Origin of the sequence: Microbacterium sp. 1.5R, from assembly GCF_001889265.1 — a bacterium.
In the GTDB taxonomy this organism is placed as follows: domain Bacteria; phylum Actinomycetota; class Actinomycetes; order Actinomycetales; family Microbacteriaceae; genus Microbacterium.
In genome coordinates, this window is sequence record NZ_CP018151.1 from 23115 (window position 1) to 49284 (window position 26170).

Annotated in this window: 27 protein-coding genes and 1 tRNA gene; 11 read left to right on the forward strand and 17 right to left on the reverse strand. The window is 68.8% G+C overall.

The genetic code is table 11. The annotated features are described in order from the left end of the window. Positions 1-36 precede the first annotated feature (36 nt). From BMW26_RS00130 to BMW26_RS00155, 6 genes are read right to left on the reverse strand one after another with little or no spacing between them, the layout of a single operon-like run. On the reverse strand, positions 37-1788 hold the full coding sequence (locus BMW26_RS00130) for a protein kinase domain-containing protein (protein WP_083569241.1): 1752 nt from the start codon (positions 1786-1788) through the stop codon (positions 37-39). Beyond that, entirely contained in the window at positions 1785-3239 is a 1455-nt protein-coding gene (locus tag BMW26_RS00135) for a peptidoglycan D,D-transpeptidase FtsI family protein (RefSeq protein WP_056275724.1), read from the reverse strand. Before BMW26_RS00135 ends, BMW26_RS00130 begins: the two co-directional genes overlap by 4 nt. 1 nt (position 3240) lies before the next feature. Next, complete coding sequence (locus tag BMW26_RS00140; protein WP_072590403.1) at positions 3241-4626, reverse strand: FtsW/RodA/SpoVE family cell cycle protein; 1386 nt, start codon at positions 4624-4626, stop codon at positions 3241-3243. Beyond that, on the reverse strand, positions 4623-5918 hold the full coding sequence (locus BMW26_RS00145; protein ID WP_053098271.1) for a PP2C family protein-serine/threonine phosphatase: 1296 nt from the start codon (positions 5916-5918) through the stop codon (positions 4623-4625). The genes BMW26_RS00140 and BMW26_RS00145 overlap by 4 nt, the downstream gene beginning before the upstream one ends. Before the next feature lie 7 nt (positions 5919-5925). Next, positions 5926-6456 carry an FHA domain-containing protein FhaB/FipA gene (locus tag BMW26_RS00150; RefSeq protein WP_053098272.1) on the reverse strand — a complete coding sequence of 177 codons (531 nt, stop codon included), beginning with the start codon at positions 6454-6456 and terminating at the stop codon, positions 5926-5928. Then, a complete protein-coding gene (locus tag BMW26_RS00155) occupies positions 6453-7181 on the reverse strand; it encodes an FhaA domain-containing protein (protein WP_072590404.1) in 729 nt (242 codons plus the stop codon). The genes BMW26_RS00150 and BMW26_RS00155 overlap by 4 nt, the downstream gene beginning before the upstream one ends. 271 nt (positions 7182-7452) lie before the next feature. Here BMW26_RS00155 and BMW26_RS00165 point away from each other — a divergent pair. Next, positions 7453-7535 (forward strand) — tRNA-Leu (locus BMW26_RS00165). Between the two features lie 86 nt (positions 7536-7621). Here the strand turns inward: BMW26_RS00165 and BMW26_RS00170 are convergent. After that, on the reverse strand, positions 7622-8035 hold the full coding sequence (locus BMW26_RS00170; protein ID WP_072590406.1) for a hypothetical protein: 414 nt from the start codon (positions 8033-8035) through the stop codon (positions 7622-7624). Positions 8036-8195: 160 nt separating this feature from the next. Here BMW26_RS00170 and BMW26_RS00175 point away from each other — a divergent pair, with 160 nt between their 5' ends. The 4 genes from BMW26_RS00175 (at position 8196) to BMW26_RS00190 (ending at position 11264) form a co-directional block, all read left to right on the forward strand. Further along, a complete protein-coding gene (locus BMW26_RS00175) occupies positions 8196-8489 on the forward strand; it encodes a hypothetical protein (protein WP_053098275.1) in 294 nt (97 codons plus the stop codon). Between the two features lies 1 nt (position 8490). Beyond that, complete coding sequence (locus tag BMW26_RS00180) at positions 8491-8832, forward strand: hypothetical protein (RefSeq protein WP_072590407.1); 342 nt, start codon at positions 8491-8493, stop codon at positions 8830-8832. Between the two features lie 175 nt (positions 8833-9007). After that, positions 9008-10339: an LCP family protein gene (locus BMW26_RS00185; RefSeq protein ID WP_072590408.1), complete on the forward strand. Its 1332-nt coding sequence runs from the start codon at positions 9008-9010 to the stop codon at positions 10337-10339. A 127-nt stretch (positions 10340-10466) separates the two neighbouring features. Further along, positions 10467-11264 carry a siderophore-interacting protein gene (locus BMW26_RS00190; RefSeq protein ID WP_072590409.1) on the forward strand — a complete coding sequence of 266 codons (798 nt, stop codon included), beginning with the start codon at positions 10467-10469 and terminating at the stop codon, positions 11262-11264. A 14-nt stretch (positions 11265-11278) separates the two neighbouring features. Here the strand turns inward: BMW26_RS00190 and BMW26_RS00195 are convergent, their stop codons facing one another. Next, the gene (locus BMW26_RS00195) at positions 11279-12268 is read right to left on the reverse strand and encodes an aldo/keto reductase (RefSeq protein ID WP_072590410.1); all 990 of its coding nucleotides are present in this window, start codon (positions 12266-12268) and stop codon (positions 11279-11281) included. A 215-nt stretch (positions 12269-12483) separates the two neighbouring features. Here BMW26_RS00195 and BMW26_RS00200 point away from each other — a divergent pair, with 215 nt between their 5' ends. From BMW26_RS00200 to arr, 3 genes are all read left to right on the forward strand, one after another. Next, complete coding sequence (locus BMW26_RS00200; protein WP_072590411.1) at positions 12484-12720, forward strand: hypothetical protein; 237 nt, start codon at positions 12484-12486, stop codon at positions 12718-12720. Beyond that, the gene (locus tag BMW26_RS00205) at positions 12717-12971 is read left to right on the forward strand and encodes a hypothetical protein (protein ID WP_053098281.1); all 255 of its coding nucleotides are present in this window, start codon (positions 12717-12719) and stop codon (positions 12969-12971) included. Before BMW26_RS00200 ends, BMW26_RS00205 begins: the two co-directional genes overlap by 4 nt. Positions 12972-13090: 119 nt before the next feature. Then, positions 13091-13510, forward strand: coding sequence for an NAD(+)--rifampin ADP-ribosyltransferase (arr, locus tag BMW26_RS00210; protein ID WP_072590412.1), 420 nt, complete (start codon positions 13091-13093; stop codon positions 13508-13510). Between the two features lie 18 nt (positions 13511-13528). Here arr and BMW26_RS00215 read toward each other — a convergent pair whose 3' ends face one another. The 7 genes from BMW26_RS00215 to BMW26_RS00245 form a co-directional block, all read right to left on the reverse strand. Continuing rightward, the gene (locus BMW26_RS00215; RefSeq protein WP_072590413.1) at positions 13529-14290 is read right to left on the reverse strand and encodes a Pr6Pr family membrane protein; all 762 of its coding nucleotides are present in this window, start codon (positions 14288-14290) and stop codon (positions 13529-13531) included. A 40-nt stretch (positions 14291-14330) separates the two neighbouring features. Then, on the reverse strand, positions 14331-15290 hold the full coding sequence (locus BMW26_RS00220; RefSeq protein WP_269634999.1) for a sugar kinase: 960 nt from the start codon (positions 15288-15290) through the stop codon (positions 14331-14333). After that, positions 15287-15940, reverse strand: a complete 654-nt coding sequence (locus BMW26_RS00225) for a bifunctional 4-hydroxy-2-oxoglutarate aldolase/2-dehydro-3-deoxy-phosphogluconate aldolase (protein WP_053098283.1) — start codon at positions 15938-15940, stop codon at positions 15287-15289. The genes BMW26_RS00220 and BMW26_RS00225 overlap by 4 nt, the downstream gene beginning before the upstream one ends. Further along, positions 15930-17156: a D-mannonate dehydratase ManD gene (manD, locus tag BMW26_RS00230; protein ID WP_053098284.1), complete on the reverse strand. Its 1227-nt coding sequence runs from the start codon at positions 17154-17156 to the stop codon at positions 15930-15932. Before manD ends, BMW26_RS00225 begins: the two co-directional genes overlap by 11 nt. An 83-nt stretch (positions 17157-17239) precedes the next feature. Continuing rightward, positions 17240-18631 (reverse strand): MFS transporter, encoded by a 1392-nt coding sequence (locus BMW26_RS00235; protein WP_053098285.1) that lies wholly within the window; start codon positions 18629-18631, stop codon positions 17240-17242. A gap of 59 nt (positions 18632-18690) precedes the next feature. Beyond that, positions 18691-19695, reverse strand: coding sequence for an L-idonate 5-dehydrogenase (locus tag BMW26_RS00240; protein ID WP_053098286.1), 1005 nt, complete (start codon positions 19693-19695; stop codon positions 18691-18693). Then, the gene (locus BMW26_RS00245) at positions 19692-21224 is read right to left on the reverse strand and encodes a mannitol dehydrogenase family protein (protein WP_232224504.1); all 1533 of its coding nucleotides are present in this window, start codon (positions 21222-21224) and stop codon (positions 19692-19694) included. Before BMW26_RS00245 ends, BMW26_RS00240 begins: the two co-directional genes overlap by 4 nt. A 152-nt stretch (positions 21225-21376) precedes the next feature. Between BMW26_RS00245 and BMW26_RS00250 the strand changes: the two genes are divergently transcribed. Further along, the gene (locus BMW26_RS00250) at positions 21377-22348 is read left to right on the forward strand and encodes a LacI family DNA-binding transcriptional regulator (RefSeq protein ID WP_072590416.1); all 972 of its coding nucleotides are present in this window, start codon (positions 21377-21379) and stop codon (positions 22346-22348) included. A 55-nt stretch (positions 22349-22403) separates the two neighbouring features. Here BMW26_RS00250 and BMW26_RS00255 read toward each other — a convergent pair whose 3' ends face one another. Both BMW26_RS00255 and BMW26_RS00260 read right to left on the reverse strand, forming a co-directional pair. Beyond that, positions 22404-23030, reverse strand: a complete 627-nt coding sequence (locus tag BMW26_RS00255) for a response regulator transcription factor (RefSeq protein ID WP_072590417.1) — start codon at positions 23028-23030, stop codon at positions 22404-22406. Continuing rightward, positions 23027-24211: a sensor histidine kinase gene (locus BMW26_RS00260; RefSeq protein WP_072590418.1), complete on the reverse strand. Its 1185-nt coding sequence runs from the start codon at positions 24209-24211 to the stop codon at positions 23027-23029. The genes BMW26_RS00255 and BMW26_RS00260 overlap by 4 nt, the downstream gene beginning before the upstream one ends. 163 nt (positions 24212-24374) lie before the next feature. Between BMW26_RS00260 and BMW26_RS00265 the strand changes: the two genes are divergently transcribed. Together BMW26_RS00265 and BMW26_RS00270 are read left to right on the forward strand one after the other, a co-directional pair. Beyond that, positions 24375-25445, forward strand: coding sequence for an ABC transporter permease (locus BMW26_RS00265; protein ID WP_072590419.1), 1071 nt, complete (start codon positions 24375-24377; stop codon positions 25443-25445). After that, a complete protein-coding gene (locus BMW26_RS00270; RefSeq protein WP_072590420.1) occupies positions 25442-26119 on the forward strand; it encodes an ABC transporter ATP-binding protein in 678 nt (225 codons plus the stop codon). The genes BMW26_RS00265 and BMW26_RS00270 overlap by 4 nt, the downstream gene beginning before the upstream one ends. The last annotated feature ends 51 nt before the right edge of the window (positions 26120-26170 follow it).

Below are 26170 nucleotides of genomic sequence, written 5' to 3' on the forward strand. Positions count from 1 at the left end.
GACCTTGTGGATGCTCCAGCCTACGGCGGGAGCGGGTTATTCGCCTGAGTCTCCGCCGTCTGCGTCGCCTTCATCGGCGCCCGGCGCGGCGGGCAGGATGACGACGCCCGGCATGGCATCCGACTGCTCGGACGGCATGTCGCTGCCGCAGAAGACGCGGAACGTGGCGGTGATCGACTGTCCGGCCGTGCCGGGGACGATCTGCGTCGAGAGCACGCTGGGTCCGAAGCTGCGGATGGACTCGCCGGCGTTGCCGCCGGAGAACGTCGCGTTGGTGAGCGTCACCTCGAAGGCCGATCGCGCCGGGGTGCCCGAGGGGCACTCGAAGCTCGGCCAGTTGAGGGTCACGGGCTCGCCCTCGGTGGCGGTGCCGGCGATGGTCGGGGTGCCCGAGGGCTTGCCCACCTTCACCTGCTCCTTGAAGGTCGTCAGCGTGATGGCCGTGCCCTCGGGAACGTTGCCGCCGGGCTGAACGGACTCGACCGTGCCGACCTGGTTCGCGTTGGGAGCGATGGTGTTGCCCACCACGCACTCGGCCTGGAGTCCGGCGTTGACGGCAGCGGTCTGCGCGGCATCGCACTGCATCCCCACGAGACCGAGAGCATCGACGTCCACGAGCTCGGGCTCGGGCGTCTCGGTCTCGGTCGGTGTCGGCTTCGGGGTCTGCGACACGGTCTCCGACTGGGTCGGCTCGGGATCGGGGTCGCCCTGATTCATCAGGGCGAACACGGTTCCACCGAGCACGATCACGAGCAGTGCGATGAGAGCGATCAGCGGCCACGTCCAGGGGCTGCGCTTCTTCTTCTTCTCGGCTTCCTCCTCGGCCTGCTCGCCGGTGGGCAGCTGGGCCGTCGTGGGGAGGATGCGCGTCGTGCCGTCGTCGCCCGATGCGGTGAGCAGCCGGGTGGCGTCGTCGGAGGCGACACCGCCGGTCGCGATGGCCGGCACCGCGATGGCCGCGGAGTTCAGATCGCCTCGGCGCAGAGCCTGGGCGGCGCGTGCGACGGTCGCCGACGACGACGGGCGGTCGGCGGGCTTCTTGGCGATCATCGCCATGACGAGGTTCTGCACCGGGATCGGCACGGTCGGCGGCAGCGGCGGAGGCTGCTCGTTGATCTGCGCCATCGCGATCGCGACCTGCGACTCACCCGTGAAGGGCCGCTTGCCTGCGAGGCACTCGTAGGCGACGATGCCGAGCGAGTACGTGTCGGTCGCGGGTGACGCCGGGTGCCCCGACGCCTGCTCGGGCGAGAGGTACTGCACGGTGCCCATGACCTGGCCGGTGGCCGTCAGCGGCACCTGGTCGGCGATGCGGGCGATGCCGAAGTCCGTGATCTTGACGCGGCCGTCCGGCGTGATCAGCAGGTTTCCCGGCTTGATGTCACGGTGCACGAGACCTGCCGCATGCGCGGCCTGCAGAGCGGATGCCGTCTGCGCGACGATGTCGAGGGTCTTGTCGGCGCTCAGGGCGCCGTCGCGCTCGAGCACGGTCGAGAGGGCCTCGCCGGGAACGAGCTCCATGACGAGGTAGGCGCTGCCGTTCTCCTCGCCGTAGTCGAAGACGCTCGCGATGCCCTCGTGGTTGACGAGTGCGGCATGGCGCGCCTCAGCGCGGAACCGCTCGAGGAACCCGGGGTCCCCCATGTACTCGTCCTTGAGGATCTTGATGGCCACGGTGCGACCGATGACGTGATCCGTCGCCTCCCACACCTCGCCCATGCCGCCGATCGCAATACGCGACTGCAGCTCGTAGCGACCACCGAACGACACACCCTGCGTCGGTCTCATCTGCCCAGCACCGCCTCTATGACCTTCTTTGCAATCGGAGCGGCGATGGTGTCGCCGGATCCTGACTGCCCTTGTCCACCGCCGTCTTCGACGAGGACCGCTACTGCCACCTCGGGGTCGTCCGCCGGCGCGAAACCGGTGAACCACAACGTGTACGGCTTGTTATCGTTCTCGGTCGTGCCGGTCTTCCCCGCCACATCGACCCCGTCTATTCTTGCACCCTGCGCAGCGCCGTTTGAGACGCTCGCGACCATCGACGCCGTGATCTGATCGGCGATCGTCGCATCGGTCGTCTGACCGAACTGGGTGTCGTCGTACGAACGGATGACCGAGAGGTCGTTGCCGATCACCGTGTCGACCAGACGGGGGTTCATCACGACGCCGTCGTTCGCGATGCCGGCCGCCACCATCGCGATCTGCAGCGGCGTCGCGGTGACCTGTCCCTGGCCGAATCCGGTGAGGGCGGTCTGCGCGTCGTCGAGGGCACGCGGGTAGCTCGACGGAGTCGATTCGAGCGGCGTCGAGAAGCTCCGATTGAAGCCGAACTTCTCCGCCATCTCGCGGATCGCGTCATCGCCGAGCTCGACGGCGAGCTCGGCCATCGGGATGTTGCAGCTCAGGCGGATGGCTTCGGAGATCGACACGGTGTCTCCGCTGCCGCACGTGCCGCCCCAGGCGTTCGCGACCGTGTTCGTCGAGCCGGGCAGCTGATAGCGGGCCGGGTTCGGGAGCGTCGAGTCGGGCGTCCAGTTGCCCGACGCGTAGGCCGCGGCCGCCACGACGAGCTTGAACGTCGAGCCGGGAGGGTTGAGGTCGCCGGCGATCGCTCGGTTCGAGAGGGGCTTCGTGGGGTCTTCGTCGAGCTGGTCGTAGGTCGCGTTCGCGGCATCCGCGTCGTGCGTCGCGAGCTGGTTGGTGTCGAACCCGGGGGTCGACACCAGTGCGAGGATGCGCCCGGTCTTCGGCTCGATCGCGACGACCGCGCCGTTGAGGCCCTGCAGAGCGTCGTATGCGGCGCGCTGCGCGGCCGTGTCGAGGGTCAGCTCGACGCTGAATCCGCTCTGCGGCTGACCCGAGAGGATCCGCTCGATCTCGGCGAAGAAGGCGCTCGATCCCGTTCCCGACAGGTCGGCGTTCATCGCCCGCTCGATGCCGGTCGCTGACTGCAGCGCCGGGTTGAAGTACCCGGTGACAGGGGCCCACATCGCGGCATCCGTGTAGACGCGCTGGAACTGGTAGCGGTCGTCCGAGGGGGTCGAGGAGGCGATCGCGACGTCGTCGACGATGATCGACCCGCGCTGGATCTCGTAGCTGTCGAGGAGAGTGCGCCTGTTGTTCGGGTTCTGCCCGAGGGCGTCGGCCTCGACGACCTGGATCCAGCTGGTCGCGGCGAACAGCGACAGGAACATGAACAGCATCACGATGCTGAGACGGCGGAGTTCTTTGGTCATGTCAGCCGATCACCGCCCGGGGTTGGCTGCGGACGCCGTCGGAGATGCGCAGCAGGATGGCCACGATCAGCCAGTTGGCGATGAGCGAGGATCCACCGGCGGCGAGGAACGGCGTGGTCAGACCGGTCAGCGGGATGACCCTCGTCACGCCGCCGACCATGATGAACACCTGCAGCGCGATGGTGAACGAGAGGCCGATGGCGAGCAGCTTGCCGAAGTCGTCCTGACCCGCCAGTCCGATGCGCACGCCACGGCTCACGAAGACCATGTAGAGGCAGAGGATCGCGAACAGCCCGATCAGGCCGATCTCCTCGCCGAGGCTCGTGATGATGTAGTCGCTGTGGGCGAGGGGCGTGACGTCGGGGCGTCCCTGACCCCAGCCCGTGCCGAGAAGGCCGCCGTGCGCCAGCCCGAACAGGCCCTGCATGGGCTGGAAGCCGGCGCCGTCGGGGTCGACCTTCTCGGGGTCGAAGAGGAACAGCCAGTTGACGAAGCGGCCCTGCACGTAGCTGAGGATCTGTGTCGCCACCGCGACACCCGCAGCCACGAGGGCGAGGCCGATGAGCACCCAGCTCGTCTTGCCGGTCGCGACGTAGAGCATTGCGACGAACATGCCGAAGATCAGGGTTCCGGTTCCGAGGTCGCGCTGGATGACGATGATGCCGAGGGAGATCGCCCACACCACCAGAACCGGTCCGAGTTCGCGCATGCGCGGCCACATGATGCCGAGGAACTTCGTGCCGACAGACGTCAGGCTCTCCCGCGTGCGCACGAGATAGCCCGCGAAGAAGATCGCGAGGCAGATCTTGGCGAGCTCGCCGGGCTGGAAGGCGAACATGCCGCCGAGCGACACCCAGACCTGGGCGTTCGCATCGGGGATGCGCAGGCCCGGGACGAAGGGGAGCAGCAGGAGCAGGATGCCGGAGAGGCCGAAGATGTAGGTGTAGCGGAACAGCACCCGGTAGTTGCGCAGCAGGATCACGCACGCGATCGCCCCGGCGAGGGAGATGCCCGTCCACGCGAGCTGCTTCGTCGAGTAGGCGTCCCACCCCGTGAGGGACTTCGCGATGTCGATGCGATAGATCATCGCGATGCCGAGGCCGGTCAGCAGCGTGGCGATCGGCAGCAGGAACGGGTCGGCGGCCGACGCGACGGCACGCAGCACGAAGTGCACGGCGAAGGCCAGAACGGCGAGGCCACCGCCGATCGCCAGGATCATGGGGTCGATCAGACCCAGAGCACCGAGCTGCACGAGCGTGAGAGCGCCGCCACTGAGAGCGACGGCGAAGAGCAGCAGCCAGAACTCGCGGTTGCGCTGCGTCTGCGGCATCCGCATTCTCTTGAGGGCCTTGATGACGCTGGTGTCGGCCGTGACGTCGGTGGTCATCCTGCGTCCTCCGTCGGCGTCGCGGTGGGCAGGGGAGTGGGCAGCGGGGTCTCGCCGATCACGCGGTCGGCGCCGGCCTGGAGTCGCGCGACGATGGCCTCGGCATCCGAGAACGACCGCGCCGTGATCGTGCGCTCCACGGAGTCACGCTGGTACGGCGGAAGGTTGGCGAGCAGGATGTCGGTGTCGCGGAGCGGAGTCGACAGGGTGATCGGGCCGATGTTCTGCTGCACGCCCTGGTAGATCACGACACTGTCGTCGTCGGCGCCGACGAAGTAGCGCGTCTGCGTCCAGCTGTAGGCGGCGAAGGCGGCGAACACGAGCATCGCGACGACCACCAGCATCCCGGCGATCCATCCGAGACGGCGGCGCTTGGCGCGTCGACGGTCCTCTTCGATGAGCTCTTCGAGGTATTCGGGGGCCGGCTCGAAGTGGCTGGGCTCGTTCGCGGCCTGGCGTACCGGGTGCAGCCAGTTGCCGCGGGGCGCGCGCACCGGAGGAACGGTCACGTTGGCGGGGTTCGATGCCGAGCCGACGATCGTCGCCGTGCCGGAGTGCATCGCGTGCTGACCGCCGACCTCGACGAGGACGATCGTCACGTTGTCGGGGGCTCCGCCGTCGAGCGCCTGCTTGAGCAGGTTGTCGGCCGTGCGGCCAGGCGCCATCCCCATGCGCATCGCCTTGAGGATGTGCGCCTCGTCGACGACGCCCGAGAGGCCGTCGGAGCACAGCAGCCAGCGGTCGCCCGGCTGGGTGTGCATCACGAACATGTCGAGCTCGGGATCGGCGTCCATGTCGCTCAGCACGCGCATGAGCACCGAGCGACGCGGGTGGTATCGCGCCTCTTCGGGGGTGATGCGGCCCGAGTCGACGAGTCGCTGCACGAAGGTGTGGTCGGCCGTGATCTGCGTCACCGCGTCGTCGCGGTAGAGGTAGATGCGCGAGTCGCCGATGTGGCCGATGACCGCGTAGTCGTCGACCATGATGACGGCGCTGAGCGTGGTGCCGAGGCCGGCGAGTTCGGGGCGGTCCTTGGCGGCGCGGATCAGATCGCCGGCCGCGGTGGTCGCGGCGGCCTGCAGTGAGGCCTGTGCGTCGTCGACAGACGAGTACGGCTGGTCGAGCGGCTCCATCCGGTGGATCGCGATGCTCGAGGCGACGTCACCGCCGGCGTGACCGCCCATGCCGTCGGCGACGACGAAGAGATTCGCCCCGGAGTACCCGGAATCCTGGTTGTTGGAGCGGACCTTCCCGGTGTGGGAGATCGCGGCGCTCGAGCCTTCGAAGACCATGCCGGGGTCAGGCTCGCAGCTCGAAGGTCGTGGCGCCCACCTTGATGGGGGTGCCGAGGGCGAGGGCGACGGGACCGCCGGTCACGCGCTGGCCGGCGACGAAGGTGCCGTTGGTCGAGTCGAGGTCCTGGATGGCCCAGCTGTCGCCGCGCAGCATCAGACGTGCGTGGTGACTGGACGTGTAGTCGTCGCGGATCACGAGGGCGGATTCGCTGGAGCGTCCGATCGTCAACGTCTCGTTGCCGAGGGGGAGCTCGAGCCCCGCCTTCGGACCGGAGGTGATGACGAGCCGCTTGGCCGTCGCGACCGTGGCGGGACCGGTGCTGGGCTTCGACGACGCGGGGCGGGAGGCCGGGGCGGATGCGGGCGACTGCGTCGGAGCAGGCGTCGCCGCGGCGACCTCGGCCGGGAGCTTGCGGACCTTCATGCCGAACAGATCGGCGCGCAGCGAGTAGACGACGCCGAACACGAAGAACCACAGCAGCAGCAGGAAGCCCACGCGCAGCAGCAGCAGGACGAGTTCACTGGGTGTGCTCACGAGATGGCCCCGAACGCGCGGGTCGCGTCGTCGTCGCGCGGCCGGGGCGGGCGCGACGGGGTGGCGACGGGAACGATGCGGAACACCAGGTCGGTGCGTCCGATGGTCAGGGTGGTGTCGGAGGGAAGGGCGGCTTCGCGCACCTTCTGGCCGTCGACCTTGGTGCCGTTCGTCGAGCCGAGATCGCGCATCATGGCGCGCTCTCCGTCCCAGAGGACCTCGACGTGCTTACGGCTGGATCCGGCGTCGGTGATAGTGATGTCGGCATCCGTTCCGCGGCCGATGACGGTGCGTGCGCGGGTGAGCGAGTGGCGACGGCCGTCGACGTCGATCACGGCCTGCCACTCGACGCGGCCCTCGACGGTTCCGGAGCTGACGTTGACCGTGCCGGTCGCGATCTTGTCGTCACCCTCGAGCGAGATCGAGAGCGGGCCGGAGAAGCTGTAACCCTGCGACTTCGCGTGCTTGGTGAGAATCGCGTGCAGTTCGTCGGTGAGGGCTCCGCCGAGCCCCTGCATGCGCTCGGCGTCGTCGGTGCTGAGGCGCACGACGAAGTTATTGGGCGCGATGATGCGGTCCCTGCTCACCACAGCCGCTTTGGTGTCCGCTTCGCGCCGAAGGGCGGAAGCGATCTCCACGGGCTGGATGCCGCTGCGGAAGGTCTTCGCGAAGGCGCTGTTCACAGCGCGCTCGAGACCCTTCTCAAAGCTGTCAAGTAGTCCCACTGGGCTCCTCTGGCATGCCGACCGGTAGGCACATCGTAGCGAGGTGTGCTGGGTGAACGCCCTCGCGAGGCGGGAAAACGCCGAGATTCCGGGGGAGTGGGGGAGTGGGATGCGCCGGATGCAGGAGCTCGGCACGTCCGCAGGACCGAAACACATCCTCTCGTCCGGCATCCGTGCCCGACTCCTGCAGACCGCGGCGGCGCCGGTTTCATCGATGGGCGAAACGCGTGATATCTTTGGGAAGTTGAGTTCTTCGGAGCCCGACATACTCGCGCGAGTGGCGGAATGGTAGACGCGCTGGCTTCAGGTGCCAGTGTCCTTATGGACGTGGGGGTTCAAGTCCCCCCTCGCGCACAGCGAGCAGTGAATGAGAGACAGGCCCGGTTCCTTTCGAGGAAGCCGGGCCTTTCTCATGCATCGGCAGAGGTGTCGGCGGGGCGTCAGCCTCGGATCGACCGCCGAGCGGCTTCGAAGCGCACCCAGTCGTGGTCGGATGCCGGCGTCAGCTCCCACTCCTCGACGGGGCCGCTCTCCCATGCCGTCGCTGCCACTGCACCACCGGCATCGGTGAGATCCGTCACCACGGCGGCATCGAGCCGGCCTCCGGCGAGCAGCTTGTCCTGCGACGCCTTCTTCACCCGACCCCACCACTCAGGCTCAGGTGTCGCGGTGAGCACCTCGCCCTTCTTCAGGACGGCGGCGACGGCGTCGGCGCCACTGTCGGCGGAGTCGTCGACGACGAGAACGGGCGGGCGCTTCACGCCCAACGCCGCCATCACGGCCTCGCCGAGGGAGTCGTAGGCGCCGGTGCTCGCACGCCGGCCGTCGAGGGTGTGCTCGATGTGGAAGCTCATGGATGAAGGTTACTCACGGTGTGCGGCCGACGCGCCGAAACTCCTCGCTTATTTTTAATGACTAAAAATAAGATACGGTGGGGAGACGACGTGGTGCCGGGGTTGCAGCCCCGGCACCACTGTCCGTGAGACACCACCATCCCTGACTGAGGAGGCTCGCATGAGTCACGAACACGCCCCAGAGTACCCACGCCAGACGCCCTCCATGGAGAAGTCCCTCGGACGGGAGGGGCGCGAGCGCATCATCCGCCAGGCGCTCGAGCGCATCGACGGGGCGCCCGCGCCGACGGTCGACATGATGCAGGCGGCGATGGGGACGGAGTCACAGATCCGCCTCGTGCACGACGTCATCCGCGCCTACCTCGACGAGCACCGGTTCACCGACACGAAGGACTGGGCTCAGAGCCTTCGCGAACGATCGTCGCGCAGCGATCAGAAGGCGGAGGCGGTCTGAGATGCGAATCGACTCGATCATGCCTCTCTCCCTGTCTGCCTTCGCACAGCACGAGGCCGTGCAGCGCATCACACCCGCCGACCTGTTCGCCACTCCTCCTCGACTGACCGACTCGGGTCGTTTCGTCGGGCGGGTGGACTCGGGTGGTCTCGGCAGCCCGCGCTACTTCGTCGGGGAGTACCGCGACGGGGCGATGCCGAGCGCGCTCGTGCTCGAGTACGGCGCCGCGTCCGCCGGCGACGGGCGAGCGACCCGGGTGTGGAGCCTGGCCGACCGGCGGGGCACCACGCCCGACTACCGCCTCATCCACGACGACTCCTCCCGGGGGTATGTCACTGTGTGAGCGACCGGGCTCACAGCACCCTCGCAGGACTCGCCGCCTCCACGTGTTGGCGCTCAGGCCCCACTCGTGATGGTGTGAGCAGGTGAGATCGCCAGCTTCCCCCCACAGCGACGACCAGAACGACGTCACGTCAGGCTCCGAACCCGCGTCTCGACCACGTCGTCGGCGCGGTCGAGTGATCGGCTGGATCAGCGTCGCCGTCGTGGCCGCCCTTGTCGCCGTGGGCGCCATCGCCTACGGGCAGCTGCAGGGCAACGTCACCACGGCGCCCATCCGCTCGGACGACGGTGAGAGTGAGCCCGAGCTCGCGACGGGCGATCTGAACATCCTGCTGCTCGGGTCCGATTCCCGGGCGCTCGAGTCCGAGGGCTTCGGCGAAGACGACGGCACCGAGCGCAGCGACGCGATGGTGATCGCTCACATCTCGAGTGACAACACCCGCATCGACGCCGTGCAGCTTCCGCGCGACACCGTCGGCGACCTGCCGGCGTGCGACGACAACGGGCGCGGGTCGTATGGCGGCGGCTGGGGGATGCTGAACTCGGCACTGCAGTACGGCCCGGCCTGCTCCGTCGCGGCGGTCGAGCAGCTGACCGGTCTCGCGATAGACCACTTCGTGCAGATGGACTTCGAGGGATTCATCGGCATGGTCGACGCGATGGGCGGCATCGATGTGTGCCTGCCGGAGCCGCTGCAGGACGGGCACGCACGCCTCGACCTGCCCGCCGGCCCCCAGTCGATCAACGGCGACCAGGCACTCGCACTCGCTCGCACGCGCCATGCGCTCGCCCAGGAGAGCGACATCGCCCGCCTCGGGCACCAGCAGATGGTGCTCTCGGCGATCGTGCAGAAGGCCACCAAGTCCGCCGTGCTCGTGCGCCCCGACCGGCTCTACGCGTTCCTCGATGCCGTGACCTCGTCGATGACCGTCGACCCCGGTCTCGGAGCCCTGACCGATCTCGCCGGCCTCGCCGCGCGGGTCGCGAATGTTCCGCTCAGCAGCGTCACATTCCTCACCATGCCGACGACCGAGGCCCCGGAGGACCCCAATCGCGTCGTGCCGACCGCGGACGCCGACGTCATCTTCCGGGCGCTGATCGACGACGTGCCGATCGTGCTCACCACCGACGAGGTGCAGCCCGAGGCGCCGGTGCGCACCGCGCCCGTGCAGATCCTCAACGGTGCCGGTGTCAGCGGTCTGGCGTCCCGCGTCTCCGATGACGCGACGGGCTACGGATACACCGTCGCCGGCATCGCCAATGCCGACCCGGTCGACCTCACGACCATCACGGCCGCAGACACCCCTGACGCCCAGCAGACGGCGCAGGCGCTCGCCGCAGAGCTCGGCATCCAGGTCGTCGTCCAGGTCGGAGACGTCGACGGCGTGCAGCTGCTGCTCGGCGCCGACTACGAAGCACTCACCTCGCAGCCCCGCGCCACCCCGGTGCCACCGCGGCCGGTGGATGCGGTGAACCGCAGCGCCGACACCGACCTCTGCGCCGCCTGAGGCGCGCCGATCACGCCTCCGTGGCGTGCGCGGTGTACGACGACTTTCCATATTGGAAAGTGGCCCGGGTCACCGAACAGGACCGGCAGACTGGAGAGGACTTCCTTCCTCTTCGTCAGGAGACGCAATGCCGGAACAGCCTCGCCGAGCCCCCAGCCAAGCCGTGCTCAGCGTGCAGCAGGTCGAGCAGGTCAGCCCCGACCTCGTGCGCATCACGGCCGGAGGCGACGGGTACGAGGCCTTCACCGACAACGTCTACACCGACAAGTACGTCAAGATCCTCTTCGCCGATCCTCGCCACGGGCTCACCCCTCCCTACGATCTCGCTCAGCTGCGGGAGCACAGCCCCGAGAAGCTGCCCACTCCGCGCACATACACGGTGCGAGCAGCGGATGCCGAGCGCCAGCGTCTCGTCATCGACTTCGTCGTGCACGGCGATGAGGGTGTCGCCGGTCCGTGGGCTCGACGTGCACAGGTCGGGGACACGCTGGTCGTCAGCGGCGCGGGCGGCGGCTACCTGCCCGAGCCGGGAGCGCCGTGGCATCTGCTCATCGGCGACCACACCGCGCTCCCGGCGATCTCGTCGGCCCTCGAGGCGATGGACTCGGATGCCGTCGGGCACGTCATCCTCACCGTCGCCGACCCCGGCGACCGCATCCTTCCCGATGCTCCATCCGGAGTGGCGGTGCGATGGACTGAGTCCGATGACGAGCTGCTGGCCGTCCTCGCAGAGCTGGCCTGGTCGGACGGGCACCCCAGTGTGTTCGCGCACGGGGAGCGCGGAACCATCAAGGCCGTTCGGGCCCTGCTGAAGCAGCGCGAGGTGCCCAGAGAGTCGTTGTCGATCTCCGCCTACTGGGCGCGAGGCCGCGCGGAGGACCAGTTCCAGGCCGAGAAGCGGGAGCCCATCGGTCAGATCGAGTAGGCGCCGAAGCGCGGTCAGAAGCCCTCGGGATCCCGCGGCGTGTAGGCGCCCTCCAGCTCGGCGAGCTCGGCGGCCTCGAGTCGGATGCTGACGGCTGCGACCGCATCGTCGATGTGAACGGCCTTGGTCGCGCCGACGATCGGGGCGGTCACCGCCGACTGCTGGGCGACCCACGCGAGGGCGATCTGAGCCCGGGAGACGCCGCGTCCCTCGGCGACGCGAGCCACCGCATCCACGATCGCCCGATTCGACTCGTCTTCGCGGCGGTAGAGCGTCGCGCCGAAGGCATCGGTCGCCGTGCGCGTGGTCGCCTCATTCCAGTCCCGCGTGAGCCTGCCGCGCGCCAGCGGCGACCAGGGCAGCACGCCGACGCCCGAGTCGAGGCAGAACGGGTGCATCTCCCGCTCCTCCTCGCGCTGCAGCAGGTTGTACTGATCCTGCATCGAGACGAAGCGCGTCCAGCCGTTCTGCGCAGCGACGCCCTGGGCCTTGGCGAACTGCCACGCCCACATCGATGATGCGCCGATGTAGCGAGCCTTGCCCGAGCGGACGACGTCGTGCAGCGCCTCCATGGTCTCTTCGATCGGCGTCTCGGGGTCCCACCGGTGGATCTGGTAAAGATCGACATACTCGGTGCCGAGGCGCGTCAAGCTCGCGTCGATGCCCGACAGGATGTGCCCGCGGCTGAGTCCGGCCTGATTCGCGCCCGGGCCCATGCACCCGTGCACCTTCGTCGCGAGCACGATCTCGTCGCGGCGCGCGAAGTCCTTGAGTGCACGGCCGACGAATTCCTCGCTCGTGCCGTCGGAGTACACGTCGGCGGTGTCGAACGTCGTGATTCCTGCCTCGAGAGCCTGCGCGATCAGCGGGCGGCTCGCTTCCTCATCGAGCGACCATCCGTGTGCGCCGCGGTCCGGTGCGCCGAAGCTCATGCATCCGAGCACCACCTTCGAGATCTTCACTCCGGAACGGCCGAGCCTGACGCTGTCTGCTGTGTCGAGCATCCGAGATCTCCCTCGAGTCGTGGTCTGCGATCGATGCTCTCACGGTCACGCGCGGTGCGGGGTGGTCGATCCCGCCGAATCGGCTCGGCCTGTGACGTCACCCGTCGGGATCGGGGCGGGAATGATCCTCGCCCTCCGCCGGGCTGTCAACCGCCCTGCGCTCGCCGCGGATCGGACGCATCATGAGAGCTCGGACACCAACCCTGGAGGGCATCATGTCGAACATCGACGCTTTCGCGAACAGCTTCCCGCCGGACATGCCCGGCATCCCCCGAGTCGACGACTTCTCGGACGGCACCTTCCCCACCGATACCGACCAGCCCGAGACCCAGGGCGACGACCCCGTCGACGCCGAGCTGGGCGACGACGGACAGGGTGACCTGGCTCCGGAGGACGAGGTTCTGCAGCACAGCGGCGACGCGCCGACCGACCTGCGGGACGGCACCGAGTGAGCGGCCGCGGCGAGGAGTCCGGTCAGGATCTCGGCGGTGCAGAACCCTCCGAGGAGGGGATCGCCGCGCTGATCGAAGACCGCAACGCGGACGACCCCGACCAGGTCGGAGAGACTCCCGCCGGAAACGCGGGCGCCGACTCGGGCGGTTCCGGTGCGGTGCGCGTCGACCCGTCGTCGGAGTCATCCGTGCAGGACGAGTCCATCCACAACGACGAACCGGGTATCGGAACGCGACGCTCGGGCGACTGACCGTCGCCATCTGTGCGACGACCGCAGTGAAGGAGATCTCTCTCGACGAAGGGTGAGCCGTCGGCATCCGTCCTTCGTACTGCGAGATCTCCTTCCCTGCATGTGCGCGCAGTCATAGGATGCTGCGGGTGAGCGACGCACTGGATGACGGCCCCTTCTTCCACGGCACCAAGGCAGACCTGCGACCGGGCGACCTGCTGACCGCCGGATATCCGTCGAACTACCGGCCCGAGATCGTGATGAACCACATCTACTTCACCGCCGTGGCCGACGGTGCGGGACTCGCCGCCGAGCTCGCGCCGGGTGATCGCGAGCCGCGGGTCTACGAGGTCGAGCCGACCGGGGACTTCGAGAACGACCCGAATGTGACCGACAAGAAGTTCCCCGGCAATCCGACCCGTTCCTATCGCAGCGCGGAGCCGCTGAGGGTCGTCCGCGAGGTGCTCGACTGGACCCGCCTCTCGGCCGAGGCGCTCGCCGCATGGCGCGAACGGCTCGCGGCGCTGCACGCCGACGACCGCGCGGAGATCATCAACTGAGCGCCGGCGCGGGGCGTCTCAGTGTCGGACGAACCGCCGGGCGAGCGATCCGAGGATGCGGTCGATGATCACGAAGACGAAGCCGACCGCGACGAGAGCGACCGTGAGGGCGATGATCCACTGAGCGACGCCCGCGACCCCGAGCACGTCGACATCCATGAACGGGTAGGGATACGCCTGTCCTGGTGTGAACTCGCCGCCGAGCGCACCGTAGACGAAAGCCCAGGTCAGATACACGTAGGGGAGCAGTGTCCACAGCAGAGGATCGATCCACCGGAACGATCCCTTCGGCACGAAGACCAGCCAGTCGACGATCACCAGCACGGGCGTGATGATGTGGATCAGGTTGTCGGTGAGTGAGAAGATCTCGGCGTCGCCGTCGGCGAACCTCGAGGGAACGAGCACGATCAGGTAGATCAGCATGGTCACGGTGATCGCGAACATCACCGCTCCACTGCCGCGTGCGCTGGGCGTCGATGTGCCGAACCGTCCGCGCTGACGCAGATCGCCGACCGTGCGGACGAGGAGGAGCACCACCCACGCGAGACACAGGAGGTTGCTGACCATCGTGTAGAACAGCAGGGTCGTCCACGCCGGCTGACCGGTCAGGATGTCGGAGTGCCGGATGACACCGGTGAGGATGATGGCGAGCGCCACGACCCGGTAGACGAGTGCGGCCGGTCGGAAGTTCACCGCGGCGCGGGAGAACAACGGGGTGCGACGGGGCACGGACTCCGGGAGGGCGGAAGCCGTGGACAGGGAGGCGACGGCTTTGGACATCCTTCGAGGCTACGCGTCCTGAGGCGGCGTCAACGCCGATTCAGCGGCGCACCGGGTCGGAGCCGGCGTCGAGGAAGCGCTCGAGGTCGCGCAGAGTCGGTGCCGCCTCCCAGTCGCCGGGAACGAGGCAGGCCATGGCGCCGCAGGCATTCGCCCGGAGCAGGACCGCATCGACCGCCTGGCCGTCGAGCAGGGCGCTCAGATACCCGGCCACGAACGCATCGCCCGCACCGACCGTGTCGACCGGCTCGATCGTGAACCCCGGCGAGTCGACCACCGATCCGGCGGTGAGGACCGAGGCGCCGTCAGGTCCCTGCTTGAGCACGGTCGTCGCGCATCCGGCCTCCCGCAGGCGTTCCGCGGCATCCGCTGCCGAGGTGCCGGGATACAGGATGGCGAACTCCTCGTCGCCGCCGAAGACGATGTCGGCACGTTCCGCGAGTTCGCGCAGCACGGACCCGGCGACATCGGGCGACGCCAGCGCCGACCGGTAGTTGATGTCGAAGCTCACGATCGTTTCGGCTGCCCGAGCACGATCGATGGCTGAGTGGACGGCCGCCCGGGCCGTCTCGGACAGCAGCGGAGTGATCCCGGTGATGTGCAGGAGCGACGCGTCCTCGACCCACCCGTCGGGCAGGTCCTCCGGTCGCAGCCGCGATCCGGCTGACGCCGCACGGTAATAGTGCACCGCGGTGGATGCCGCAGACGGGCGCTCCTTCACCATGAGGCCGGTCGCGGCATCCGGGTCGACGATCGCGCGCACGTCGACGCCGTCACCGCGGATCTCTCGGACGATGCGCTCGCCGAGGGAGTCGTCGCCGACGCGGCCCAGCCACGAGGTCGCGACTCCGAGTCGCGCGAGTCCGATCGCGACGTTGCTCTCAGCACCGCCGATGCCGAACGCCAACGAGTTCGCGTGACGCAGCGAGCCGATCTCGGTCGTGCGCACGAGCGCCATCGTCTCTCCGAGCGTGACGACGGACGGCGACGAGGTGGTCACTCGGCGCTCCGCGCGCAGACGTCGACGAATGACGCGGCGCGCTCCCGCAGGGCATGCAGGTCACCGCCGGCGAACGCGTCGCCGAGCAGCGGCCCGCCGACACTCACCGCCACCGCACCGGCACGCAGCCACGCCTCGGCCCCGGCAAGATCGACTCCCCCCGAGGGCACGGCGACGAGGTCGGGGAAAGGGCCGCGCAGATCCTTCAGGTACGCGGGTCCGACCTGCCCCGCCGGGAACACCTTCACCGCGGATGCTCCGGCAGACCACGAGGCGAACAGCTCGGTCGGCGTGAGTCCGCCCGGGACGATCGGCACACCGGCATCCGTCGCCTGTGTGACGAAGTCGCGCGAGGTGATCGGGGTCACGATGTAGGCCGCCCCCACCTCGATCGCCCGTGCCAGGTCCACGGCGTTCGTGACGGTGCCGATGCCGAGGTCGATCGTGTCGCCGAACCGCGCGAGCAGGTGCGGGAAGTGCTCGAACGTGCCCGGTGTGGTCAGCGTCAGCTCGACGCTGCGGATGCCGGCATCGACGAGCACGTCGAGCACGGCGTCGTAGTCCTCCGCCCGCTTCGCGCGGGCGACGACGATCAGGCGCGAGTCGACCGTGCGCGGGGGGAGGGCGACCCGTCGCACCTCACCAGTCATGGACGGTCCCGTCGAGCAGACGGTTCACCGGCAGGTACGCCTTGGTGTACTCGTGGCCCGCCGCGGCATCCTCGTCGAGGTCCACACCGAGACCGGGCTGGTCGCCGGGGTGCAGGAAGCCCTTGTCGAACGTGAACGAGGTCTGGAACACCTCGAGCGTCTGCTCGTTGTGCGGCATGTACTCCTGGATGCCGAAGTTGTGGATCGCCAGGTCGAGATGCAGCGCCGCGGCCATGCCGACCGGCGAGATGTCGGTCGGCCCGTGGATGCCGGACTTGATGCCGTAGATCGCGGCGAAGTCGAGCAGCTTCTTCATGGCCGTGATGCCACCGGTGTGGGTCACCGCCGAGCGCACGTAGTCGATCAGGCGCTCGGTGATGAGGGTCTGATAGTCGAAGACCGAGTTGAAGACCTCGCCGATCGCGAGCGGCGTGGTCGAGTGCTGACGCACGAGCCGCAGGGCGGTCTGATCTTCGCCGGGGGTGCAGTCCTCGAGCCAGAACAGGTCGTAGGGCTCGATGTCCTTCGCGAAGCGCGCGGCCTCGATCGGCGACATGCGGTGGTGTCCGTCGTGCAGGATGCGGAGGTCGGTGCCGAAGTCCTCCCGGATCTGCGAGAAGATCCCCGGCATGTGGTTGAGGTAGTTGCGGGTGTCCCAGGTCTCTTCGCTGGGGCGGTCGCCCGAGCGCTTGGCGGGCTCGTAGTCGTAGCGCACGCCGGGGCCCGCGGCAGAGACGCCGTAGATCTGCCCGAGGCCGGGAACACCGGTCTGCACGCGGACGGCGGTGAAGCCGAGCTCCTCGTATCCGGTGATCGCGTTCTTCAGGGCGGCGTAGTCGGTGCCCGAGGCGTGCGCGTAGACGCGGACGCCCTCGCGGCTGGCGCCGCCGAGAAGCTGGTACAACGGCATCCCGGCCTTCTTCGCCTTGATGTCCCACAGCGCCATGTCGACCGCGGCGATGGCCGCCATGGTGACGGGTCCGCGACGCCAGTACGGGCCGCGGTAGAGGTACTGCCAGGTGTCTTCGATCCTGTCCTCATCGCGACCGATCAGCATCGAGGCGACGTGGTCGGACAGGTACGATGCGACGGCGAGCTCGCGACCGTTCAGAGTGGCGTCGCCCAGGCCGACGATGCCGTCGGAGGTCGTGATCTTGAGCGTGACGAAGTTGCGTCCGGGGCTGGTGATGTTGACGTCGACGATCTCGATGGTCATGTCGTTCTCTCCTGGAGGTGCGGAATGAGGGGGGGGTGCGGGCGTTCGGGCGCCCGCACCCCTGGTCGTGAAGAGCGGTCCGATCAGATCGCGTCGCGCGGGTCCGTGAGGTCGCGGCCGGCGACCTCCGGCATCCAGATCGAGGCGATGAGCGCGCACAGCGTGAAGATGAACAGCATGATGATGATCGGGATGAACGAGCCGGTGACGGCCGACACCCACGCGGCGGCGATGACGGGGCCCGCACCGGTCGCGACGATGGCGGCGATCTCGCGTGCCATGGCCGTGAACGTGTAGCGGTTGCGGGATCCGAAGAGCTCGGGGAGCGTGAGGTTCTCGAGCGACGCGAAGCTCATCACCGCGAGGTTGTGCAGCACCACGTAGCCGACGAACACCTGCACGGTGTCCTTGCTGCTGATCATGAGCATGGTCGGGACGATGATGATGAGCGCGATGATCGCCCACACCATGTACATGCGCTTGCGGCCGAAGCGGTCGCCGAGCCAGCCCGACAGGGGCACCGTGATGAAGGCGACGAGCGACGAGACGATCACGGCGTTGACGCCGATCGAGCGGTCGAGCAGCAGCACGACGGTGATGTAGCTGATCAGGTAGGTCTGGATCATGCCCGAGTTGCCGGCCTGGCCGAAGCGCAGCAGGAGCGCGATCGAGAACGCCTTCCAGGGCTTGCGGTTCATCGCCTCGAGCGTGCGGATGTCGTTGGTCTCGGTGGCGAGCTTCACGACCTCTTCACGCGAGAGCGCCTTGCCGTCGACGACGTCGTCGCGCTCTTCGAAGACCGGGGTCTCCTTGAGGTTGAAGCGCACCCAGATCGCGAAGAGCATGATGACGGCGCTGGCGATGAACGGGATGCGCCACGCCCAGGCGATGACCTCGTCTTCGCTGTACGCGACGAGCAGGATCGCCCAGATGCCCGAGGCGAGCAGGGTTCCGCAGTTCGTGCCCAGTGCGACGAGCGAGGCGATGATGCCTCGGCGCTTGGCGGGGGCGTACTCGGCGAGCATGACGCCCGCACCCGAGATCTCGGCTCCGGCTCCGAAGCCCTGCGCGATGCGGAGCAGCACGAGGAGGATCGGGGCGAGGACGCCCACCTGCGAGTAGGTCGGAAGGAATCCGATGAGGGTGGTCGCGAGACCCATCAGGAGGATCGTGTAGAAGAGGACCTTCGTGCGACCGGTCTTGTCGCCGAGGCGGGCGAAGAAGAATGCGCCGACCGGGCGGGCGACGTAGCCGACGCCGTAGGTGGCCATCGCGGCGACCACGGCCACGGCGGGGTTCTCGGACGAGAAGAACAGATCGGCGAAGACCAGGGCGGCTGCCAGCGAGTAGAGCTGGTAGTCCATGAACTCGAGGGCCGTGCCGAGCCATCCGGAGATGGCGGCGCGCACGAGGTCGCGCACCGACCTCTTCGCGGCAGGATCGGCGACCGTGGCGGTCGTCTGCGGTTCGGACATGGGAGGTACTCCTTCGGACCAGGATCGGGTGGGGTGCGCGGGGAGCGCGGAGGGTGTTGCTAGAGGGCCAGCAGGACCTTCGCCGAGGCGGACGAGTCGCGAGCGAGTTCGAAGGCCTGGACGGCGTCGGATGCCGGGAGGACGTGCGAGATGACGGAGTCGAGGGCGTCGGACTCGGCCAGCAGCGCTACCGCGTCGTCGATCTCGGTCGAGAAGCGGAAGGCGCCGCGGATGGTGAGCTCCTTGGCGAGCATCGGCGCGAGGTTCACTCCGATGTCGGCGTTCGGCAGCATCCCGACCTGCACGATGGTGCCGACGCGGCGGGCCGCGCGCACCGCCTGGGTGAGGGCCACTCCGACGCCGGAGCATTCGAACACGATGTCGTAGGACTCGTTCTCGATGGTGTCGCGACCGACGAGCGATACCTCGGTCGCGCCGAGGGACGTCGCGCGGTCGAGAGGCTCTTCACGCACGTCGCTCGCGCCGACCACCGCGGCACCCGCGTGAAGTGCCGCAGCGACGACGAGGAGTCCGATGGGCCCCGCGCCGATCACGAGCACCCGCTTGCCGGTGATGTCTCCGGCGAGGCTCACGGCGTGGATCGCCACGGCCAGCGGCTCGGCGAGGGCTGCGCGCTCGAGCGGAAGGGATGCGGGGAGCACGCGCAGCATGTGGTCTTCGACGATCAGCAGCTCGGATGCCCCGCCCTGGCGGTGGGGGTTCGCGGCGGCGCTGCCGAAGTAGTCGCCGCCGGGACGCAGATGCGGGTGGCCTTCGAGCCCGGGGACCTCGGCGCCGTAGCGCGCGGGGTGCACGGTGACGGGGGTGCCGGGTTCCAGGCGGCCGGACGGGTCCAGGTCGACGACACCCGACAGCTCATGGCCGGGGGTGAGCGGCTCGCGGATCGTGTACTCGCCGTTCGCTCCGTGGAAGTAGTAGTGCAGGTCGGAGCCGCAGATGCCGACGAAGTTCACGCGGAGGCGGACCTCGCCGTCGCCGGGGGTCGGGACCTCGCGGTCCTCCCAGCGGATGTCTTCCTTGCCGTGGATGGCGAGAGCCTTCATGGCTGCAACTCCTCTGCGCGGGTGAGTGATGGTGTGGTGGTCTGGGATGCCGAGACGGCATCGGCGATCGCGGCGTCGACGCCGCGCCGCTGGATCGTGTCGACGAGCTCGCCGACGCGCGCGATGAACGCATCCTGTGATCCGAGTCCATCACCGAACAGGTGAAGCTCGCCGATCACGCGCTGTGCCAGCTCACGACCCGTGCGGGCGCTCGCCGCATAGTCGGCGAGACGCTCTCGGGCGCCGTCGGTCATCGCGGCGGCGTGCAGGCCCGGGTCGAATCCGGGAAGCGGGGCGATGCACGACAGGTATCCGGCGACCGTGAGGGCGATCAGGTGGGGCATCTCGCCGAGCCGCAGCGCCCGCAGGGCGGGCTCCGGGATGCGCTGGCGCAGCTTCACGGAGCCGTCCGTACCGACCTGGCTGGTGCGGTGACCCAGGGCGCTGTTGGCCCAGCGCTCGAACAGCTCGCTCTCGTAGGCGCGAATGTCGACGCCGGACGGAACCTCGATCGAGGGCTCGTACTCGTCACGCAGCACGGCGCGCGCCGCGCTCTCGATGCCGTCGAGCCCGATGGCCTCGGGGATCGTCCCCACTCCGCTGAGCGCGCCGAGGTAGGCGATCAGCGAGTGCGTGCCGTTGAGCAGTCGCACCTTCATCTGCTCGTAGCGTCCGACCTCGTCGGTGAACACGGCACCGCCGGCCTCCCAGGCGGGGCGTCCGCCGGCGAAGCGGTCTTCGATCGCCCACATCGTGAACGGCTCGGCAGGCACCGGGATGTCGTCGCGGGCGCCGAGCAGGGTGTCGACGCGGGTGCGCAGCTCGGAGGTGGTCGCGGGCACGATGCGATCGACCATGCTCGAGGGGAACGACACGGCGCGGTCGAGGAAGGCGAGGGTGTCGGCGCCTTCGGATCCGGGCAGCTCGTGCAGGAACTCCCGGACGAGCTTCTCGGTGTGGGCGCCGTTGGCCGAGAGGTTGTCGCAGCTGAGGATCGAGATCGGCGCTCCACCGGCTGCGGCACGGGCCTGCAGGCCACGGGCGAGCTGGCCGATGGTCGAGCGGGCGGCGCCGCCCCGGAGGTCGGAGCGCACGGTGTCGTCGTCGAGGTCGAGATGCTGCGTGGCGGGGGAGTAGCTGTAGCCGTTCTCGGTGACGGTGAGGGTCACGATGCGGATGCCGGGGTCGGTGATCTGTGCGACGACGCGCTCGGGCTGCTCGGCGCCGACGAAGGCGTCGGCGTGCACACCGGGGATGGTGAGTGACGTGGTGCCCGGGGCGATGGTCGCGACCGTGTAGAGCATGTCCTGGGCGTGCATCGCGTCGACGATGGTGCGCGAACGCGAGGCGACACCGACGATGCCCCAGTCGCCGCCCGCGGACTGCAGCGCGGCTGCCGTATAGACGGCCTGGTGTGCCCGGTGGAAGCTGCCGAGGCCGAGGTGCAGGATGCCGGGGGTCGTCGGAGCGACCAGCGGGGATGCGGTGGCAGAGGTCGTGCGGCGCAGGACCGGTGCTGGGATGCTCACGCGGTGGCTCCTTCGCTCGGGGCCGCGCACCGCTGAGGGTGATCGGCGTTGATCGTCATGCAAATCAGTGTGCAGTGTTTGTACAAACTTGTCAAGCAGTTTTACATCGAGGTGGAGGATCGTAGGATTGCCTGCGAGGGCGGGAGAACGACATGGCAGCGACGCTGACGGATGTGGCACGACGCGCAGGCGTGTCCATCGCGACCGCATCGCGTGCTTTCGGGGAGCCCGATCGCCTCGCCCCGAACACCCTCGGCCGCGTGCTCGAAGCGGCGGGGGAGCTCGGTTACGCGGCGTCGCAGTCGGCCACCGCCACGCGCACCTTCGGGGTCGTCGTGCCCGACGTCGCGAACCCCGTCTACGCCACTCTGCTCAAGGCGATCCAGGGGCAGGCATGGCACGGACGCCACCGCATCGTGCTCTTCGACGCCGACGAGGACCTGCGCCGCGAACGCGAGCAGATCGAGCAGGCCCGAAAGCTCGACGGCATGCTGCTGTGCTCACCCCGTCTGCCCGACGCCGACGTGCTCGACCTCGTCGGAGACACCCCCTACGTCGTGGTCAACCGGCAGATCGACGGCGCACCGTGCGTGCTCATGGACACCGAGCACGGACCTGCGCAGGCGATCGAGCACCTCGCCGCCCTCGGGCACACGCACATCGCCTACGCCGCCGGTCCGCGCGGATCATGGGCCGATGTGCGCCGCGCCGACACCGTCGCGCGAGCGTGCGAGCGCCACGGCATCCGTCTCACCGGGCTCAGCCACCATGCCGCGTCCATTCAGGGCGGACGGGCCGCAGCCGCACCGGCGGCGGCGAGCGGCGCCACGGCCGTCATCGCCTACAACGACCTCGTCGCCCTGGGACTCGAGGCCGGATTGCTCGAGCTGGGCAAGCGGTGCCCCGTCGACATCAGCATCGTCGGCATCGATGACATCGACCTCGCGGGTGCGGTCACCCCGGCGCTCACGACGGTGCGGATGCCGATCGAACGCAGTGGCGCGCTCGCCGTCGACCTGCTTCTGCAGGCGATGAACGGCACCGCGATCGACGACGTCGTGACCCTCGGGTCGCAGCTGATCGTGCGCGCGTCGACCGCTCCGCCGCTTGACGACTCCCGCTGAGTCGCCCACCGTCGCACCGTGTCCGACAGGTGAGTACCGCGGAGTGCGGCCCGTGTCAGCGGAGAATGCCCTTTCGGCGGGCCGCCGAGACGGCCGCGGTGCGTGAGGTGACATCGAGCTTCGAGAAGATGTGCGCGAGATGCGATTTCACGGTCGTCTCGCTGACGAAGAGCTCGTCGGCGACCTCGCTGTTCGACCGGCCGGCGGCGACGCGCTCGAGCACCTCGATCTCACGGCTGCTGAGACTGACTCGGGGTGCACGCATCCGGTCGAGCAATCGCGAGGCGATCACGGGCGCGAGAGCACTCTCTCCGGCGGCCGCCGCGCGCACGGCGGCGGTCAGCTCGTGCGGCGGGGCGTCCTTCAGCAGATATCCGCTCGCACCGGCCTCGACGGCGCCGAGGATGTCGGCATCCGAGTCGTAGTTGGTGAGCACGAGCACGTAGGGCGGGGCTTCGAGCGCCCGGATGCGTCGCGTCGCATCCACACCCGTGGTCGCCGTCTGAGAGCCGAACTGGAGGTCCATCAACACCACGTCGGGGTTCTCGCGCTCCGCGCAGGCGACCGCTTCATCAGGCGTGGCCGCCTCCGCGACCACCTCGAGATCCGGTTCCAGGCTGAACAGGGCATGGAGACCGGCACGGACGATGGGGTGGTCGTCGGCGATCACGAGGCGGATCATACGAACTCCGTGAGGGGGAGGTCGACGGTGAGCGTCGTTCCCCGCCCGGATGCCGTGCCGATCACGAGTCTTCCCCCGAGCTGCTCCACTCGCTCGGCGGTGGCGCGCAGACCGAAGGAATCGGACTTCTCAGCGGTCCCCGGCGCAGGGAGCTCGGCGTCGAATCCGTCTCCGTCATCTTCGACCGTGAAGCGCAGGTGGTCGTTCTCGATGCCGATGGTGACCGTCGCCGTCGTCGCGTGAGCGTGCTGGATGACGTTGGCGATGGCTCCCTGCGTGATGCGCAGCAGCGCCGTCTGCAGGTGCATGGGCAGCACGACAGCGTCGGACACCCGCACCTGGACGTCGAGTCCCTGCGTAGCCCACTGCGTTCGCGCCAGTCGGCGCAGCGCCCCGCCGAGGGCCTGGTCGTCGAGCTGGGGTGGGGTCAGCTCACGGATGAATCGCCGAGCCTCGACGAGGTTCGCGGCGGCCGTCTCGCGCGCGAGCCGGATGTGCTCGATGCCCGGTCGGGTGTCATCGGCGCGTTCCGCGGCGTGCAGCAGCATCTGGATGCTGGAGAGTCCCTGCGCGAGTGTGTCGTGGATCTCGCGGGCGAGCCGGGCGCGCTCCGCGAGGACCCCCGACTCGTGTTCGCGCGCGGCGAGCTGTCCGCGGGTCGCCAGCAGTTCGCTGACCAGCGCCTCGCGCTGCTGGGCCTCTCTCGCGAGGGCCTGGTAGCCGAGGCCGATCAGGAGGGCGACGCCGGCGCCGACGAACGGGCCGACCACGCCGCCGACGCTCCACCCGCTGTGGATGCCGAGGGCGCAGACGGCGACGATCGTCGCGGCCAGTATCGCCGCCGATCCCGCCCAGCGCCCCAGAAGGTGCAGGAACAGGAAGAACAGGGGGAACACGAGGTAGGCGGCGTCGGCGCTCACCCACAGCAGGCCCAACCACTCCGCCGAGAGCAGGGCGAGCCAGATCAGTGACGTCAGCCGTCGTCCGCGGGAGAGACGAGCGAGCAGCGCACCCGACGCATACGTCGCGCCGACGATCAGCGCCAGGACGATCGCGGACGCGCTCGACTCCGACGGGTCGAGCACGGCCCGCGCGATGACGACCCCCGTCAGGGCGAAGAAGAGGACGTGGAGACCGGTCCGCAGACCCACGAACACCGGGGTCAGAGCGGTATGCGCCATGGCTCGAACTCTACGCCGACGAGCGCACCACGGCATCGTCCGAAAGGACGATCGAGGCGTCCTCACTCCGGGCGCGAAAGGCTCGTCGAGCGGCCGATGACGTCGAATGGGCCGACGGCGAAAGTGGAATGGTCACCGCACCGGAGACAGGAAAGGCACCACAATGTTCGTCGCGTTACGCGATCTCCGCTTCGCCAAGGGGCGATTCATCCTCATCGGCTCCGTCGTCGCCCTCATCACCCTGCTCGTCGGGTTCCTCAGCGGACTGACGGGGGGACTCGCCATCCAGAACGTCTCGGGCGTGCTCGCGCTCCCCGCAGACCGCATCGTGTTCTCCGCACCCTCGGGCGGCGACGGTGCGGCCAGTTTCGCGGACTCCGCCATCACCGAGCAGCAGGCGAACGACTGGGCGCAGACGGCAGGGGTGACCGACGCGCGCCCTCTCGGCATCAGTCAGACCCGCGCCGAGACGGACGACACCCGGGCCGCGATCGCGGTGTTCGGTGTCGAGCCCGGCTTCGACGCTGCCGCCCCCTCCGAGAACGGACGGCTGCGCCTGTCGGTGCCCGCGGCGGACGCGCTCGCCGCGAAGGTCGGCGAGCAGATCGAGATCGCGGGCGTCTCCTACGACGTCGAGTCGATCGAGGGAGATGCCTGGTACAGCCACACTCCGGTCGTGCAGATGACCCTGCAGGATTGGCAGGCGTACTCGGCATCCACCGGAAACCCTGACGCCTACGCCACGGTCCTCGCTGTCACGGGAGCCCCCGACTGGGATGCCGCGGATGCGGCGAACGACACGATCTCCGAGACGACGCTCGGATCGCTGTCGGCACTCAGCGCCTTCCGCTCCGAGATCGGATCGCTCCTGCTCATAGTCGGCATGCTGTTCGGCATCTCGGGACTCGTCATCGGGGCGTTCTTCACCGTCTGGACGATGCAGCGCAAGGGCGATGTCGCCGTCCTCAAAGCGCTCGGCGCGAGCACGCGCTCCCTGATCCGAGACGCGTTGGGGCAGGCGCTGATCGTCCTGCTGGCGGGCATCGGCATCGGGCTGAGCCTGGTCACCGCGCTCGGCCTGCTCGCGGGCACCGCCCTCCCTTTCCTGCTGAGTCCTGTCACGACCATCCTTCCGGGCGGCATCATGATCGCCCTCGGCCTCGCAGGCGCCGCCTTCGCCCTGCGCTCCGTCACCTCCGCCGACCCTCTCACCGCCCTCGGGAGCAACCGATGATCCGTCTGAACGACATCACTCTGACCTTCCCCGACGGTGACTCGCGGGTGACTGCCGTGGACGGTGTCTCACTCACGGCTCACCCCGGAACCGTCACCGGTATCACGGGACCCAGCGGCTCGGGAAAGTCCAGTCTGCTCGCCGTCGCCGGCACCCTCCTGCGTCCGGACTCCGGCGAGATCCTCATCGACGGGAACGACGTCACGGCCCTCAGTCCGGCCGAGGCGACGCGTCTGCGGCGGGACCGGATCGGGATCGTCTTCCAGCAGCCCAACCTCATCCCCTCTCTGACGGCCCGAGAGCAGCTGAGCGTCATGAAAGAGCTCGGCGCCCCGCACAGCCGACGCCGTCGCGCAGAGGCGTCCGCGCATGCGGATGAGCTGCTCTCGGCTGTCGGCCTCGCCGAGCATGGTCACAAGAGGCCGCACCAGCTCTCGGGCGGGCAGCGTCAGCGAGTCAACATCGCGCGAGCGCTCATGAACGATCCGAGAGTGCTCCTGGTCGACGAGCCCACCAGCGCTCTCGACCAGGAGCGCGGAGCGAGGATCATCGACCTCATCCTCCGACTCACCGATGAGCGCAACACCTCGACGCTGCTCGTCACCCATGACCTCGTGCACCTGCCGCGCATGCACGGGGTGCTGCACCTCGTGGACGGTCGCGTCACGCGGTAGGCGGACCCGGTGACCGGGTGAGATGGGTATGAGGCGATCCTGTTACCGCGG

Coding starts and splice junctions, on each gene's coding strand:
- BMW26_RS00130 (WP_083569241.1), bottom strand. CDS start 1,788: ATGAGACCGACGCAGGGTGTGTCGTTCGGTGGTCGCTACGAGCTGCAG.
- BMW26_RS00135 (WP_056275724.1), bottom strand. CDS start 3,239: ATGACCAAAGAACTCCGCCGTCTCAGCATCGTGATGCTGTTCATGTTC.
- BMW26_RS00140 (WP_072590403.1), bottom strand. CDS start 4,626: ATGACCACCGACGTCACGGCCGACACCAGCGTCATCAAGGCCCTCAAG.
- BMW26_RS00145 (WP_053098271.1), bottom strand. CDS start 5,918: ATGGTCTTCGAAGGCTCGAGCGCCGCGATCTCCCACACCGGGAAGGTC.
- BMW26_RS00170 (WP_072590406.1), bottom strand. CDS start 8,035: ATGAGCTTCCACATCGAGCACACCCTCGACGGCCGGCGTGCGAGCACC.
- BMW26_RS00175 (WP_053098275.1), top strand. CDS start 8,196: ATGAGTCACGAACACGCCCCAGAGTACCCACGCCAGACGCCCTCCATG.
- BMW26_RS00180 (WP_072590407.1), top strand. CDS start 8,491: ATGCGAATCGACTCGATCATGCCTCTCTCCCTGTCTGCCTTCGCACAG.
- BMW26_RS00190 (WP_072590409.1), top strand. CDS start 10,467: ATGCCGGAACAGCCTCGCCGAGCCCCCAGCCAAGCCGTGCTCAGCGTG.
- BMW26_RS00195 (WP_072590410.1), bottom strand. CDS start 12,268: ATGCTCGACACAGCAGACAGCGTCAGGCTCGGCCGTTCCGGAGTGAAG.
- BMW26_RS00200 (WP_072590411.1), top strand. CDS start 12,484: ATGTCGAACATCGACGCTTTCGCGAACAGCTTCCCGCCGGACATGCCC.
- arr (WP_072590412.1), top strand. CDS start 13,091: ATGCTGCGGGTGAGCGACGCACTGGATGACGGCCCCTTCTTCCACGGC.
- BMW26_RS00215 (WP_072590413.1), bottom strand. CDS start 14,290: ATGTCCAAAGCCGTCGCCTCCCTGTCCACGGCTTCCGCCCTCCCGGAG.
- BMW26_RS00225 (WP_053098283.1), bottom strand. CDS start 15,940: ATGACTGGTGAGGTGCGACGGGTCGCCCTCCCCCCGCGCACGGTCGAC.
- manD (WP_053098284.1), bottom strand. CDS start 17,156: ATGACCATCGAGATCGTCGACGTCAACATCACCAGCCCCGGACGCAAC.
- BMW26_RS00235 (WP_053098285.1), bottom strand. CDS start 18,631: ATGTCCGAACCGCAGACGACCGCCACGGTCGCCGATCCTGCCGCGAAG.
- BMW26_RS00240 (WP_053098286.1), bottom strand. CDS start 19,695: ATGAAGGCTCTCGCCATCCACGGCAAGGAAGACATCCGCTGGGAGGAC.
- BMW26_RS00250 (WP_072590416.1), top strand. CDS start 21,377: ATGGCAGCGACGCTGACGGATGTGGCACGACGCGCAGGCGTGTCCATC.
- BMW26_RS00255 (WP_072590417.1), bottom strand. CDS start 23,030: ATGATCCGCCTCGTGATCGCCGACGACCACCCCATCGTCCGTGCCGGT.
- BMW26_RS00260 (WP_072590418.1), bottom strand. CDS start 24,211: ATGGCGCATACCGCTCTGACCCCGGTGTTCGTGGGTCTGCGGACCGGT.
- BMW26_RS00265 (WP_072590419.1), top strand. CDS start 24,375: ATGTTCGTCGCGTTACGCGATCTCCGCTTCGCCAAGGGGCGATTCATC.
- BMW26_RS00270 (WP_072590420.1), top strand. CDS start 25,442: ATGATCCGTCTGAACGACATCACTCTGACCTTCCCCGACGGTGACTCG.